13 protein-coding genes, 1 tRNA gene and 1 other RNA gene are annotated in these 14,693 nt (G+C 43.8%); all 15 read left to right on the forward strand.

From position 1 onward, the window contains the following. The first annotated feature begins 288 nt into the window (after positions 1–288). Complete coding sequence (gene gpmI / locus CARFE_RS0111585) at positions 289–1,809, forward strand: 2,3-bisphosphoglycerate-independent phosphoglycerate mutase (protein ID WP_028052868.1); 1,521 nt, start codon at positions 289–291, stop codon at positions 1,807–1,809. 24 nt (positions 1,810–1,833) lie between these two features. Then, a complete protein-coding gene (eno, locus tag CARFE_RS0111590) occupies positions 1,834–3,120 on the forward strand; it encodes a phosphopyruvate hydratase (protein ID WP_011343232.1) in 1,287 nt (428 codons plus the stop codon). 154 nt (positions 3,121–3,274) lie between these two features. Then, a complete protein-coding gene (gene secG, locus CARFE_RS0111595) occupies positions 3,275–3,508 on the forward strand; it encodes a preprotein translocase subunit SecG (RefSeq protein WP_011343233.1) in 234 nt (77 codons plus the stop codon). Positions 3,509–3,547: 39 nt separating this feature from the next. Further along, positions 3,548–5,608 (forward strand): sodium-translocating pyrophosphatase, encoded by a 2,061-nt coding sequence (locus CARFE_RS0111600; RefSeq protein WP_011343234.1) that lies wholly within the window; start codon positions 3,548–3,550, stop codon positions 5,606–5,608. 113 nt (positions 5,609–5,721) lie between these two features. Further along, on the forward strand, positions 5,722–6,129 hold the full coding sequence (locus CARFE_RS0111605) for a PaaI family thioesterase (RefSeq protein ID WP_028052869.1): 408 nt from the start codon (positions 5,722–5,724) through the stop codon (positions 6,127–6,129). Further along, positions 6,129–6,680, forward strand: coding sequence for an HDIG domain-containing metalloprotein (locus CARFE_RS0111610; protein WP_028052870.1), 552 nt, complete (start codon positions 6,129–6,131; stop codon positions 6,678–6,680). Before CARFE_RS0111605 ends, CARFE_RS0111610 begins: the two co-directional genes overlap by 1 nt. 89 nt (positions 6,681–6,769) lie before the next feature. After that, positions 6,770–8,944 carry a ribonuclease R gene (rnr, locus tag CARFE_RS0111615; protein WP_028052871.1) on the forward strand — a complete coding sequence of 725 codons (2,175 nt, stop codon included), beginning with the start codon at positions 6,770–6,772 and terminating at the stop codon, positions 8,942–8,944. Positions 8,945–9,028: 84 nt separating this feature from the next. Further along, positions 9,029–9,478: an SsrA-binding protein SmpB gene (gene smpB / locus CARFE_RS0111620; protein WP_028052872.1), complete on the forward strand. Its 450-nt coding sequence runs from the start codon at positions 9,029–9,031 to the stop codon at positions 9,476–9,478. Between the two features lie 3 nt (positions 9,479–9,481). Continuing rightward, positions 9,482–9,840: a transfer-messenger RNA gene (ssrA, locus tag CARFE_RS16005) on the forward strand. Positions 9,841–10,249: 409 nt separating this feature from the next. Next, positions 10,250–10,567: a hypothetical protein gene (locus CARFE_RS0111630; protein ID WP_028052874.1), complete on the forward strand. Its 318-nt coding sequence runs from the start codon at positions 10,250–10,252 to the stop codon at positions 10,565–10,567. A 59-nt stretch (positions 10,568–10,626) separates the two neighbouring features. Further along, the gene (locus tag CARFE_RS0111635; RefSeq protein WP_028052875.1) at positions 10,627–12,045 is read left to right on the forward strand and encodes a sensor domain-containing diguanylate cyclase; all 1,419 of its coding nucleotides are present in this window, start codon (positions 10,627–10,629) and stop codon (positions 12,043–12,045) included. Positions 12,046–12,114: 69 nt separating this feature from the next. After that, positions 12,115–12,441, forward strand: coding sequence for a hypothetical protein (locus CARFE_RS0111640; protein ID WP_028052876.1), 327 nt, complete (start codon positions 12,115–12,117; stop codon positions 12,439–12,441). A gap of 2 nt (positions 12,442–12,443) precedes the next feature. Further along, positions 12,444–13,868 carry an ATPase domain-containing protein gene (locus tag CARFE_RS0111645; RefSeq protein WP_028052877.1) on the forward strand — a complete coding sequence of 475 codons (1,425 nt, stop codon included), beginning with the start codon at positions 12,444–12,446 and terminating at the stop codon, positions 13,866–13,868. A gap of 178 nt (positions 13,869–14,046) precedes the next feature. Beyond that, complete coding sequence (dut, locus tag CARFE_RS0111650; protein WP_011343247.1) at positions 14,047–14,487, forward strand: dUTP diphosphatase; 441 nt, start codon at positions 14,047–14,049, stop codon at positions 14,485–14,487. 84 nt (positions 14,488–14,571) lie between these two features. After that, positions 14,572–14,646 (forward strand) — tRNA-Arg (locus tag CARFE_RS0111655). Positions 14,647–14,693 lie beyond the last annotated feature (47 nt).

Genomic DNA, 14,693 nt, shown 5'->3' on the forward strand with positions numbered 1-14,693 from the left:
AAAACCTTACCGTACAAACCGTGGCGAGTTTTGCGGGTAGCCCTCCTGACCGGAGCTCTCCTTGACAGGCCATTATATCGTGACCTGTCACCGCTTAAGAGAATACTTGTCAGCGGTATGGGAGAAGGTGGCTGAATGGCCATGGCGAGTTCCTGCTTCTTGGGGCAGGGACTATGGCTGTCCCAAATACCGCCAGTTGGGGCTGGGACAGTCTGAAAGGCGGACAACAAATACCCCAACCTTCTAAACTGGTGCAGTCTTGCACAGTTTGGATGACCAGGACTTAAAGTGCCGGTATTACTGACAATATTAGACGGCTGGGGTATAGCGGAAACTACCTATGGCAACAGTATAAAAGAGGCGGGAACTCCCAATTTCAATCGGTACTGGGATAATTACCCCCATACAATTTTAGAGGCCTCGGGACTTGCGGTAGGTCTTCCCCGCGGGCAGATGGGCAATTCGGAAGTTGGCCACCTCAACATGGGAGCCGGAAGGATTGTTTACCAGGAATTAACCCGGATTACCAAAGAAATAGAGGAAGGCAGCTTTTTTCAAAATCGTGAGCTTTTAGAGGCTATAAATCATGCTCAAAAAACCGGAGGCAATCTCCACCTCATGGGGTTATTATCCGATGGTGGGGTGCATAGCCATATTGAACACCTCTTTGCCTTGTTAGAACTTTGCCGCCGGGAAAAATTTTCCCGGGTATTTATCCACGCCTTTCTCGATGGCCGGGATGTGCCGCCGCAAAACGCCTGGGAATACATAGAAACTTTGGAAGCCCGCTTAAAGGAACTTGGCTTTGGCCAAATTGCCACGGTGATGGGGCGGTATTACGCTATGGACCGGGATAAGCGCTGGGAGCGGACGGAAAAAGCTTACCGGGCGATGGTTTTTGGGGAAGGGTTTAAAGTAACAGAGCCGGAGGCGGCGGTGGCTTTAGGCTACGACCGGGGGGAAACCGATGAATTTGTTTCTCCTACGGTGGTTTTGACTCCCGAAGGTCAGCCCCGGGGAGTAGTTAAAGAAGGAGATAGCATCATCTTTTTCAATTTCCGTCCCGACCGGGCCCGGCAGATAACAAGAGCTTTTGTGGACGACGACTTTACCGGCTTTAACCGGAAAAAGATAGAAAATCTACATTTTGTTTGTTTTACTCAATATGATAAAACGATAAAAGCTCCAGTAGCTTTTTTACCCCAGACGATTGAAAATTGCTTGGGCGAATATCTTTCCAAAAAACAAAAAAAGCAGCTTAGAATTGCCGAAACGGAAAAATACGCTCATGTGACCTTTTTCTTTAACGGTGGCGTAGAAAAACCCTATCGCGGGGAAGAAAGAATATTAATTCCTTCGCCGAAAGTTGCAACTTACGATTTAAAACCGGAAATGAGTGCTTATGAAGTCACGGAAAAACTTTTAGAGGAAATGGAAAAGGGTTACGATTTAATTGTTTTAAATTACGCCAATCCTGATATGGTTGGCCATACCGGGGTGTTTGAAGCGGCCGTCCGGGCCATAAAAGCGGTGGACGAATGCCTGGGACGGGTGGTAGATAAGTTTTTATCTTTAGGAGGAACAGCCATAATTACCGCTGACCACGGCAACGCCGAGAAAATGCTTGAAGAAGATGGCAGCCCGCATACCGCGCATACCACAAATCCAGTCCCCTTTATTCTGGTGGGGGAAAAATACCGGGGAATTAAGTTAAAGGAAAAGGGAAGTCTGGCTAATGTGGCCCCGACGATTTTAAAAATTTTAGAGCTAGAAATACCCGAGGAAATGACCAGTGAGCCTTTATTTTAAATTTTATGAAGGAGGGTTATTTTGATGAGCGAAATTCGGGAAGTTATCGCCCGGGAAATTTTAGACTCCCGGGGAAATCCTACTGTTGAGGTAGATGTGATCCTGGAAGATGGTACCTGGGGAAGAGCTGCGGTGCCATCCGGTGCCTCTACCGGGGCGTTTGAAGCGGTGGAACTTCGGGATAATGACCCCCAAAGATATCTGGGTAAGGGGGTTACCCAGGCGGTAGAAAATGTCAACTCCATTATTGGACCGGAAATTCTCGGGTTTGATGCCTTGGACCAGGTGGGGATTGACGAGTACCTCATTGAATTAGACGGTACTCCCAACAAGGGGAAGTTAGGGGCTAATGCTATACTCGGGGTTTCTATGGCGGTAGCCAAAGCGGCGGCAAATTACCTCGGGCTTCCCCTGTACCGTTATCTTGGGGGAACCAATGCCCGGGTACTGCCGGCGCCGATGATGAATATTTTAAACGGTGGCAAGCATGCCGATAACAACGTGGACATTCAGGAATTCATGATCATGCCCCTTGGTGCTTCTTCCTTCAGTGAAGCATTACGGATGGGTGCGGAAGTGTTTCACAACCTCAAAAAAGTTTTAAAGGGGAAAGGATATAACACCGCTGTAGGTGATGAAGGAGGATTTGCTCCAAACCTCAAGTCCAACGAAGAAGCCATTGAAGTAATCGTTGAGGCTATCGAAAAAGCAGGCTACACTCCGGGAAAAGACATCTATATCGCCCTTGATGTGGCGGCAACGGAATTGTACAAGGACGGGTTTTATGTCCTGGAAGGAGAAGGGGTTAAAAAATCTGCTGCGGAAATGGTGGAGTATTACGAAAAACTTTGTGCTAAGTATCCGATAATTAGCATTGAAGATGGAATGAGCGAAGAAGACTGGGATGGCTGGAAGCTTTTAACCGAGCGCCTGGGGAAGAAAATTCAGCTGGTAGGGGACGATTTGTTTGTTACCAACGTTGAGCGCCTTCAGAAAGGGATTGATTTGGGAGTTGCCAACAGTATTTTAATTAAGTTAAATCAAATCGGTACCATTACCGAAACTTTAAATACCATCGAGCTTGCCCGGCAAAACGGCTATACTACCATTATTTCCCACCGTTCGGGAGAAACCGAGGATACTACCCTGGCGGATTTAGCGGTGGCGGTAAATGCCGGTATGATTAAGACCGGAGCGCCGTCGCGGACCGACCGGGTAGCAAAATACAACCAGCTGTTAAGAATTGAGGAAGAATTGGACTATACTGCTATTTACAAAGGACTAAAAGCTTTTTATAATATAAAAGCGTAATTTTTTAAAAGGCGGTCGGGAAGCAGCCTTCCCGGCCTTAAACTATTTTTTAACTTTAGGGGTTATGTATAAATATTTAAAATAGTGCGAAAATTATTGTTAACCAACCTAAAATGTGGTATAATTTTTTTGGTTTTTAAGGAGGTGAGGCGGGGTGGCCGTTCTCAAGGGGATCTTAGTTTTTCTGCACATCCTGGCAGCTTTAGGAGTAATCGCTGCAGTTCTTCTCCAATCGGGGAAAAGCGCCGGACTTTCCGGGTCTATTGCCGGTGGAGCGGAAATTTTGTTTGGCAAGAAAAAAGGCCTTGATGAGCTGTTTGAGAAAATGACGGTAGTTGCGGTAATTTTATTTATGATTTTGTCGTTGGTGCTGGCTTTACTTTTTTAAAGATAAATAATTTATTTTAAAAATTGAGGAGGGTGAGAAATGGAAAACGGGATGACTTTAGCTTATTACGGCTTGGGAGCGGGGATCTTAGCAATTCTTTTTGCCCTGTATCTTTTTTCCTCGGTTTTAAAGGAAGATATGGGGAATGAAAAAATGCGGGAGATTTCCCAGGCCATCTTTGAAGGGGCTATGGCGTATTTAAACCGCCAGTACAAGACGTTAATTCCTTTTGCACTTGTGGTTTTTGTTTTGCTGGTTGTTGGTTTTGGTTATAAGGAAGGGGACTTTGGCTACGGACTTAAAGTTGGTGTATCGTTTCTGGTAGGTGCTATTGCCTCGGCTCTTGCCGGTTATGCCGGGATGACCAGTACCACCAAAGCTAATGCCCGGACAACCCAGGCTGCGCGGAAAAGCTTGAACGCTGCCTTAAACGTAGCCTTCAGAGCCGGTGGCGTCATGGGGATGTCCGTTGCCGGGCTTGGTTTACTTGGTGTTTCGGCCTTATATATTATTTTTAAAGATGTTCATGTTATCGATAGCTTTGCCTTTGGGGCTTCGGCCATTGCTTTCTTTGCCCGGGTTGGCGGTGGTATTTATACCAAAGCCGCTGACGTTGGTGCCGACCTGGTGGGTAAAGTTGAAGCGGGTATTCCCGAAGACGATCCCAGAAACCCGGCGGTTATTGCGGACAACGTTGGGGACAACGTTGGCGATACTGCCGGTATGGGTGCCGACCTTTTTGAATCGTACGGCGCTACCACCATGGCAGCTATGCTCTTAGGCCTTACCTTTGCCAAGAACCACGGTTTTAGTGAAGTTTTAGGTGCAACTTTCCCGTTGCTTCTCGGGGCGGCGGGGATTGTAGCGGCAATTATCAGTACTTTCTTTGTGCGGACTTCCGAAGATGGAAATCCCCAAATGGCTTTAAATATTGGTTTGTGGTCTACCAACTTTATTACGGCAATCTTTACCTACATTATAGCCCAGTACGTATTTGGCAGTGAGTGGGCTCCGAAAATCTTTATCGCGGTAGTTTCCGGTTTAGTGGTTAACGTGGCAATTGGCTCCTTAACCGAATACTATACCTCCAACTTAAAGCCTCCGGCTCAAAAAATTGCTGAGGCTTCCACCACCGGTCCGGCAACTAACATCATTTCCGGGATTGCGGTTGGTATGCGGAGTACGTACTTACCCATTATCGTAATTGTGGCGGCTATTATGGTGGGCTACTGGGCTGCAGGCTTTTACGGAATTGCTCTAGCGGCCATGGGAATGCTGGCTACTGCCGCTATGGTTGTGGCGGTGGATTCCTTTGGTCCGGTGGCCGACAACGCCGGTGGTATTGCAGAAATGGCGGAACTTGGTCCGGAAATCCGGAATAAAACCGACAAGCTCGATGCCGTTGGTAACACCACTGCAGCGGTAGCTAAAGGGTTTGCCATTGGTTCTGCGGCTTTAACTGCCCTTGCTTTATTCTCTGCTTATACCGACTTGGCCAAAACTAACCCCAACTTGCAAAAGTACCTAGTAAACGGCAAGTTTGACTTAAATATTACCGACCCATGGGTCTTAGTGGGTCTTTTCCTGGGTGGTACCGTGGCCTTTTTAGTAGCGGCTCTAACTATGGAGTCGGTAGGAAAAGCGGCTTTTGATATGATTGAAGAGGTACGGCGCCAGTTTAGAGAGATTCCCGGTCTCATGGAAGGAAAAGCCCGGCCCGATTATGCCCGCTGTGTTTCCATCAGTACGGCAGCGGCGATCCGGCAGATGATTGCACCGGGCTTACTGGCGGTTGGTGCTCCTCTGGCTATTGGCTTTATCCTTGGCTTTAAAGCATTGACCGGTTATTTAGCCGGCGTTACCGCAACCGGAGTGCTTTTAGCCATTTATATGGCCAATGCTGGCGGTGCCTGGGATAACGCGAAAAAATATATAGAAGCGGGAAATCTTGGCGGAAAAGGCAGCGATACGCACAAAGCAGCGGTAGTGGGCGATACCGTTGGCGACCCCTTCAAAGATACTTCTGGCCCTGCGATGAACCCGCTAATGAAAGTGGCCGGAACCTTTGCGCTGATCATTGTGCCCCTGTTGCTATTCTAAAAGAATCTAACAGAGCAGCCCTAATAAGTAGGGCTGCTTTTTTATTACCTTTCCCAATCTTGCCGCGGAAGAAATTACCTGCTAAAATGAGACCAGAAAGGATGGTATGGGGCATGAACGAGGAGGAAAAATCCCTAAACTACTGTTTTGCCTGCGGGAAAGATAATCCTTATGGTCTAAAGTTAGAGTTTTCTTACATTAATGATGAGGCAGTAGCGGAATTTACGGCCCGGCCGGAGCACCAGGGCTACAATGGGGTAATGCACGGAGGACTTATTGCGACCTTACTGGATGAAGCTATGGCCCAGTGGCTTTCCTTTAACGGTGTTCGGGCGGTTACTGCGGAAATGAGTATTAAATTTAAAAAACCGGTGCCTATTGGAGTGCTCCTTACGGTAAAAGGGAAAATGATTTATAAAAAACGGAAAATTTACGAAATGGAAGGCTATGTTTTCGGGCCGGAGGAACAAATACTGGCTTTTGCGGTGGCAAAATTCTGGCAAACGGAGGGGGAGAAGTAATGGATAGGGAACAGGCATACCGGGAACTTACTAAAAGAGTGAAAAGCCCCAATTTACTAAAACATATGTTAGCGGCGGAAGCGGTGATGCGGGAACTGGCGAGGCATTTTGGTGAAGATGAGGAGTTATGGGGATTAGCCGGACTTTTACACGATATTGATTATGATGAAACAAAAGATGATCCCCGGAAGCATAGTTTAATAGGAGCGGAAATCCTGGAAAAACTCGGACTTCCCGCAGAAGTGGTCTATGCGGTCAAGGTTCATAACGAAGCCCATGGCCTGCCGCGTAAATCCCGTTTGGATAAGGCTTTATATGCCGTTGACCCTTTAACGGGCCTGATAGTTGCTGGAGCTTTGATCCGTCCGGAGAAAAAATTAGAAGCGGTAACGGTGGAGTTTCTTATGAATCGCTTCCATGAAAAATCTTTTGCTCGGGGGGCCAAGCGCGAACAAATAGCAGCCTGCAGTGAAATTGGCTTGACTTTGGAAGAATTTTTAGCTATTGCTTTAAAAGCAATGCAGGAAATTCACGAGGAGTTAGGTTTATAGGCGGGGAAGGTGTACCCGCCTTTTGACATAATTGTAGTAAATTTAGGTGAAAATAAGTGACGAAGTGACGTTAAAAGGAGGAGTAATAAATGAGAGAAAAAATTTTGGAGTATTTAATAAAAGCTAATTCTCCGCAATACCCCGATAAAATCATCGAAGGTCTTGGCCTTACTGATGTTTCGGAAATAAAGAAATTGCTTGCGGCTTTAAGAGATTTGGAAAAAGAAGGAGAAGTGTATGTAACAAAGGCCGGTAAATATGGCCTTCCCGAGCAAATGAACATGGTGCGGGGAAAGATTCAGGGGCATCCGAAAGGATTTGCCTTTTTAATACCCGAGGACCGGGAAAAGCAGGACGTATTTATTTCTCCACTCAATTTAAAAGGAGCAATGCATAACGACCGGGTACTGGTAAGATACCTTCCCTTTTCCGATGGTAACCGTCCGGAAGGAGAAGTTGTCAAAATTTTAGAACGGGCCAATAAAACGGTGGTGGGGAGTTTCTATCGGCGGCGGCATTATGGTTTGGTGGAGCCGGATGATGAGCGGATTACCGGTGCCATAATTATTCCTCTGGGGAAAAAGGGAATAAAAGCAGAGAACGGTGAAAAGGTGGTAGTGGAGATTACCGCTTATCCCCGGAAAGGAGAACTTTCTGAAGGGAAAATTATTGAGATTTTAGGCGATCCAGAAGATCCCCAGACGCGGTTAAAAGCCATCATCAAAAAATACGGCCTTTTAGATTCCTTTAAACCGGAGACAATCAAAGAAGCCAGGGCTATTTCCCAGGAAATTGGCCCGGAAGAGCTAAAAAGCCGCCGGGATTTAAGGGGAGAAATGATTGTTACCATTGATGATGAAGATGCCAAGGATTTAGACGATGCGGTTAGTTTAAAAAAGCTTCCTAACGGTAATTACCAGTTGGGGGTACATATTGCCGACGTATCGTATTACGTGCGGGAAGGTTCGGCTCTGGATAAAGAAGCGCTGGAACGGGGAACCAGTGTTTACCTTGCGGGTAAAGTGTTGCCGATGCTTCCCCCGGAGCTGTCCAACGGAATTTGCAGCTTAAATCCCCGGGTGGACCGGTTGACCCTATCGGTGGTAATGGAAATTACTCCCACCGGAGAAGTGGTGAGTCATGAAATTTTTCCGTCGGTTATCAAGACCCGGGCCCGGCTTACCTACACCATTGTGAAAAAAGCTGTTTTGGATAAAGATCCAAAAGCCCGGGAAGAGCTCGGGGATTTGGTGCCCATGTTGGAGGAAATGGCCAACCTTGCCATGATTTTAAGAAAGCGCCGGCTTGAGCGGGGGGCAATTGATTTTGATCTTCCCGAAGCCAAAGTAATTCTGGATGATAAAGGGGAAGTGGTGGATATCGTCCGGCGGGAGCGAAACATTGCTCACCAGCTAATTGAAGAGTTTATGTTAATAACCAATGAAACGGTAGCGGAAAGATTTTTCTGGCAGGAAGTGCCGTTTTTGTACCGGATTCACGAAGATCCCGACGAAGGGAAAATCCAAAGCTTAAAAGAGTTTTTAAGGCTTTTTGGTTATAACTTAAAAGGTGGCCGGGACGGGAAATACCACCCCCGCGAATTTCAACGGCTTTTGGAAAAAGTGGCGGGAAGGAAGGAAGAAAGGGTAATCAATGCGGTCATGCTGCGGTCAATGAAACAGGCCCGTTATTCAGCGGAAAGAATCTGGCATTTTGGCTTAGCGGCGGAATACTACACCCACTTTACTTCACCCATTCGTCGTTATCCCGATTTAATGATTCACCGGATAATCCGGGAAGTATTAGAAGGGAAACTTACCCCGCGGCGGGAAGCAAAACTTGCCAAAATTTTACCGAAGGTAGCCAAACATTCGTCGGAGATGGAACGCCGGGCCATGGAAGCGGAACGGGAATCTGTGGAAATGCGGATGGTTGAGTTTATGGCTGGGAAAGAAGGAACCGAGTATGACGCGATAATTTCGGGAGTAACTTCTTACGGCTTTTTTGTACAGTTGCCTAATTTAATTGAAGGGTTAGTGCGTGTATCCACTTTAGAGGATGATTACTATCTTTATGATGAAAAAAGTTATGCCCTTATTGGTCGCCGTACAAAAAAAGTGTTTCGTTTGGGTGATGAGGTGCGTGTAAGGTTGGTTAAAGTAAACACTGTCTCAAGAGAAATTGATTTTGTGCTTGTAAAAAAACTTGGGAAAAGTCCTGAAACTAATGAATCGGCCGAAGAAATTTTGGAGCGGTTAACGTAAAAAAATTTCTGAGCAAAAGTTTTAGAAAATATGATATAATAATTTAAGTCATGTATGTTACGAGATTTGAAGGGGTATGTTTTTATGGAAAAGATAATTGCGGAAAATCGTAAAGCTTATCACGATTATCATATTTTCGAAAAATACGAGGCAGGAATAGCATTAAAAGGAACCGAGGTTAAATCCATTCGCCTGGGCCGGGTGAATTTAAGGGATAGTTTTGCCCGGATTGAAAACGGTGAGCTCTGGCTTTACAACATGCACATAAGTCCCTATGAGCAGGGGAACCGCTTTAACCACGAACCTAAGAGACCAAGAAAGCTTTTAATGCATAAAAGTGAAATTATGCGCCTTTTTGGTAAAACCAGGGAAAAGGGTTTAACTTTGGTACCATTAAAGCTTTACTTTAAAGGAAATTATGCTAAAATAGAATTGGGCTTAGCCAAAGGTAAAAAGATGTACGACAAGCGGGAAGAGATGGCAAAAAGGGATGCAGCAAGAGAAATTGAAAAGGCTCTTCGAGCTCGTTATTAACCTGGGGGCGTAAAGGGTTCGACGGGGGAGCGAAGGGCCGAAAGTAGCGAGGCGAGGACCCCATCTTACCTCGTTAAAAATGGTGGGAAAAGATAACTGCCAACGAAAACTACGCTTTAGCTGCTTAATAACGCAGCTACGTCCTGACGGAAGCTTGCCCGGGGCTTCTGTCGGGGCGTGACCGGACCGGGCTGGCTTATGAAGGGTGTCCCGGCTCTTCGTAAGCGAGATTTTACGGGATAGCCCGATTGTGGCCTGCCGGTAGGCACCAATCGGGTGAAAGCTAAAATACCGGCTGCCCTCGGAGAAGCTTTCGGTTCTTGTCCTCCGGACGGTGGGTTCGATTCCCCCCGCCTCCACCAAAATAAAAAAATGTAAAAAATGTAAAAAAGACCTGCAGTTTTGTGCAGGTCTTTTTTGGTATTTGTGCTCGGCATGAGTGCTGCCTATAAGTTGAAATCCCCGAAGGGCAAAGATAGTAGTAGCCATAACCCAGGGGCAAGGGTATCCATAATTAGTTTTAGAAATTCATTTTTCATACTTTTCAGTTAGTGAGTTGTGTTGTAACATATAGACACATACCTTTTTATTGGGGTTTTATGGTTTGATTGGATACTTCCATTTTACTAAACGAAAAGGTGTTTTTCTTTCAATGTCACTAATTTTTTCTTCAATAACTTTAATAATCTCAAGGTTTTTATTTAATTTTCAGGCGCGAAAAATTGAGCAAGAATAAAAATAAATGTGAAACTGGTGCCAGAGGTGATAATCTTGCAGGATTATGAACAAATATTATCAGGAATCTGGGAAGAAGCATTGAAATATTTAGGAGTATTTACCGTAAAACTTTTAGTGGACAGGGTAATTTACGATTTAAGTGCAGAAGCTCCCGAGGTTGAAATATTAGAATGTGATGAAGCGGGCTTTAATTTTGAGAAAATCCGCAGGTTTATCGAAGACAATCCCGAATTTAATTTTGGAGAACTGGTAGCAAAGTTTACTGCAAAGTTTGTAGGAATTATCGCCAAATTGGTAGATCAGGATACTCTGCAGAACTTAAAAGAAAAATTAGAAGGAAAAGCATTTTAGAATAAAAAATTGGTTATGAATGATGAAAAATAGAACTAACCAGGAAGAGGTGTTCATAAATGCCGGCAAACCTTTTACTCAATGTTTCGTTAAAATACTGGCAGGAGTTTCAGGATGCTCTTGCCAGGGTGATGGATGCAAACATTTACATCTTTGATATAAATGGCGAACCTTTTTCTCAATTCAGTCATGACGTTGAATTATGCCAAGAAGTAAATAAGGGTAAAAAGCTTTGCAACGAAAAGTGCATTAATTTTTATAAAAATATTTTTGGTTCTTTAGATGATAAAGGAATATTTACATGCCCATACGGGATTAGACTCTATGCCTACTGCCTGGGAACCTATGCGCAAAAGACAGGCTTTCTTATCGTTGCTCCTACCAAGATAAAAGACAGGATGGATGTGGAGGAGGAAAATACTTTTACCAACAAAGCGCTCAATATTTACCAAACAATAAATGAGGTACTTAAGGCTATCCTTGAAAAAAATCTTTTAGGACTACGACGGCTTGAATTGAACAGTATTTATGAGATCAGCCGATTGTTGACCTCTACTATAGAGCTGGACAAGGTTATGGACCTCATAATTAATTCCCTGATCATAATATATAATGTAGACCTGGGTTTTATTGGTCTTCGCGAGGGTGATAAAATCAGTATAGCACAGGCAAAAGGGGACCAAAGCCAGCTTTTAATAGGAAAGGAATGGCCGATGGTCCATCCGGTAATTGAGAGTGTTTTTTCGAAAGTTGAGCCGTCATTTCTTAGTATTGATGAATTTAATACGTTACCCGGCCTTACCGATTTGGAGGTTGATTCCGGGGCTAAAATCATGGTTTATCCACTATGGACTTCTATTGGTGCTGTCGGTCTATTGGGCATTGTGCTTTCCCCTGATTCACTGGAACACCACGATAACAAAAGCCTGCAGATATATGCGAACTTTGCTGCTGTAGCATTGGCTAATGCCCAGATTGTTAAGCGTTTAGAAAGAGAAGCTGAATCTGACGTTTTAACCGGATTATTTAATAAGCGGGCGCTGCGTAATATACTGGTTACTGAACTTGAGAGAAAAATCAGGTATGATATCCCTCTGGCGGTTATTTTCTTCGATCTTGATAACTTCAAGAGTTACAATGATACCTTTGGCCATTTAGCTGGTGATGTGGTGCTGCAGAAAACCGCAGAAATAATAAAAAACTCAATAAGAAGTGTAGATATTGCGGGACGGTATGGAGGGGAGGAGTTCGTAATAATACTTCCAGGTACAAATAAAGAAGGTGCTGTTGAAGTGGCCGAAAGAATAAGAAAAGCTATCGAGAGTTATCCTTTTCCGCATCGCAAAGTTACTGTAAGTATGGGCATAGCCATAGCAAAAAGCAATGATTCTGTATATACCTTATTTGAAAGGGCAGATCAGGCATTATATCAAGCGAAAAAAATGGGGAAAAACTGCTATTGTATAGATCCATCGTAAGCTTCCGTAACTTTATATTGAAAAAATTGTCGGAAGAATTTAATAAAAATAAGAAACTTGGGGTAAGAGGTGATAATCTTGCAAGATTATGAACAAATATTGTCAGGAATCTGGGAAGAAACAGCAAAATACCTGGGAGTTTTTACCGTTAAACTTTTAGTAGATAGGGTAATTTACGATCTAAGTCCAGAACTTCCGGAAGTAGAAATTTTAGAGTGTGATGAAACGGGCTTTGATTTTGAGAAAATCCGAAAGTTTTTAAGAGATAACCCCGATTTTGATTTTGGAGAGTTAGTATCAAAATTTACCACAAAATATGTGGGGATTATCGCCAAACTGGTGGATCCGAAAACACTACAAAACCTAAAAGAGAAATTAGAAAGAAAGGGGTTTTAACATTGGAGAGACTGGTGACGGGTATAGAAAACTTTGATGAGGTTTTAGGCGGTGGTATTCCCTTGTATTCAATAAATATTATCGCTGGTAATCCCGGAAGTGGTAAAACGATTTTAGTTCAAAACATTTTATTTAACGCAGCAAGGAGAGGATTAAAGAGTTTATATTTTACCACCGTTTCCGAAAGCCAGTTTAAAATGGTAAGAAACTTGGCTGATTTTGAGTTTTTTGATAATAGCTTTTTAGGTGAACAAATTATTTACCGGGACTTAGGGCTTATCTTGAAAAAAGAGGGGCTTAATGGTGCGTTTGCTGCTGTTGATGATTTAATGAAAAAATTTAGACCGGATATTCTGGTAATTGACAGCTTTAAAGCTTTAAGAAGTCTTGGTGATAGCGAAAAAGAGTTCCGAGCCATGGTTTTTGAGTTAGCCTCTAAGCTTGCGGTTTGGGAAACCACTACTTTTTTAGTTGGAGAGTACATAGAGGAAGAGTTGAGCACTTTATCGGAGTTTGCTATTGCAGACGGCATCATCTATCTTTATGGCCAGCAGGAGCGGAAATTCCAGAAGCGGTATTTAAGAATCCTGAAGATGCGTGGAACCGGGACAATTCCCGGGGAACATATTTTTTTAATTGGTAAAGATGGAATTAAGCTTTATCCCCGAATGTTACTAAGTCAAGAAGAATTGGTTTATGATGTGGAAAAGGGTTTAGGTTTAGAAGTGAGGGATAATTTTGGTATTGAAGGGCTTGATAATCTTTTAGGTGGTGGAATTTACCGGGGAAGCTCAACTCTTTTGGCGGGAGCTACCGGTACCGGGAAAACCCTTTTTAGCTTAAAGTTTGCTTTGGAAGCGGCCCAAAGGGGAGAAAAAGCATTATACATTTCTTATGAGGAGACACCGGAGCAGTTGATTTCTTTAGCTGAAGGTATAGGTTTTAAGGAGATTCGCCAAAGGATTTATGACGGAAGTCTTATCTTAAAGTTTTATTCACCGGTAGAGATTGATGTTGATATCCATGCTTATGAAATTTTAGAATATGTCAAAAAGTATAATATCAAACGATTAGTTTTAGATACCGTATCTTCCTTAGAGACGACTATCGGTAATAACCAAAAATATCGAGATATTTTATGGTCGTTAACCCAGAATTTAAAGCGACGAAAGATCACTACAATTTATACTTTTGAAACATTAAATTTAAATTTATTTAATACTTTCAATGTAACGGATATGGGAATTTCCCTTTTAGCCGATAATATCATCTTTATGCGTTACTATGAAGAGGATGCGGAAATTAAAAGGGCCATCGGGATCTTAAAGACCCGGCGTTCCGACCACGAAAAAGGTATCTACCAGTATGTTATTGAGAGTTCAGGGGTAAGCATTTTGGGAAAAATTAAAAGTGCTTTAATGAAGTAATTTTATGAAGGGTGCCGTGATTGACGACCGCTTTGAGCAAATGCGAGATATTGCGCCGATAATCCGCTACCCCCATGAACGCTGGGATGGGGAAGGATAACCATTAAAAAGTTTTTTTAAAAACGAAAGGCCTTTATTAAAAAAGGGAGAAACTAAACAGGTGAATATGGAGGAGAATATGCGCGGATTTAAGGTTGTAAGTTTTTTTGAGGACAAAGGAATTAACATCCCACAGCGAAAGACCAAAGCCAGTGCCGGTTATGATTTGGAAGCAGCGATTGACGTGGTTTTAAACCCGGGTGAGGTAAAACTGGTACCTACCGGTGTTAAAGCTTATATGCCCGAAGATGAGGTACTCCTCATTTACATTAGAAGTAGCCTTGCGGTGAAAAAAGGTTTGCTTTTGGCTAACGGCGTAGGGGTAGTAGATGCGGATTATTACGATAACCCGGAAAACGAAGGGCATATCATGATACCTTTGTTTAACCCCGGAAAAGAACCGGTAACGATCAGGAAAGGGGAGCGGATAGCCCAGGGGATTTTTACCAGATATTTAAAGGCCGATGATGACGAGGCTCTGGGCCAAAGAACGGGCGGGTTTGGTTCTACCGGTCAGTAAAAAAATAACAGTAAAATTTCTTTATTAACAACTTGCCTTCAAACGAAAAATGTGTATAATAGTAAGAGCGAGGAATAAAGAAGTGCGCCCGTAGCTCAGCGGATAGAGCGCCGGCCTCCGGAGCCGGGTGCGTAGGTTCGATTCCTGCCGGGCGCACCATAAACTGCACAAAAACCGGGTTTTGCTGCGAACCCGGTTTATTTTTT

Source organism: Carboxydothermus ferrireducens DSM 11255 (assembly GCF_000427565.1).
GTDB classification, from domain to species: Bacteria; Bacillota; Z-2901; order Carboxydothermales; family Carboxydothermaceae; genus Carboxydothermus; species Carboxydothermus hydrogenoformans.

What these genes read in the sequence shown, in the direction of transcription:
- eno (WP_011343232.1), top strand. Translation starts at nt 1,834, where the DNA reads ATGAGCGAAATTCGGGAAGTTATCGCCCGGGAAATTTTAGACTCCCGG.
- CARFE_RS0111600 (WP_011343234.1), top strand. Translation starts at nt 3,548, where the DNA reads ATGGAAAACGGGATGACTTTAGCTTATTACGGCTTGGGAGCGGGGATC.
- CARFE_RS0111605 (WP_028052869.1), top strand. Translation starts at nt 5,722, where the DNA reads ATGAACGAGGAGGAAAAATCCCTAAACTACTGTTTTGCCTGCGGGAAA.
- CARFE_RS0111610 (WP_028052870.1), top strand. Translation starts at nt 6,129, where the DNA reads ATGGATAGGGAACAGGCATACCGGGAACTTACTAAAAGAGTGAAAAGC.
- rnr (WP_028052871.1), top strand. Translation starts at nt 6,770, where the DNA reads ATGAGAGAAAAAATTTTGGAGTATTTAATAAAAGCTAATTCTCCGCAA.
- smpB (WP_028052872.1), top strand. Translation starts at nt 9,029, where the DNA reads ATGGAAAAGATAATTGCGGAAAATCGTAAAGCTTATCACGATTATCAT.
- CARFE_RS0111635 (WP_028052875.1), top strand. Translation starts at nt 10,627, where the DNA reads ATGCCGGCAAACCTTTTACTCAATGTTTCGTTAAAATACTGGCAGGAG.
- dut (WP_011343247.1), top strand. Translation starts at nt 14,047, where the DNA reads ATGCGCGGATTTAAGGTTGTAAGTTTTTTTGAGGACAAAGGAATTAAC.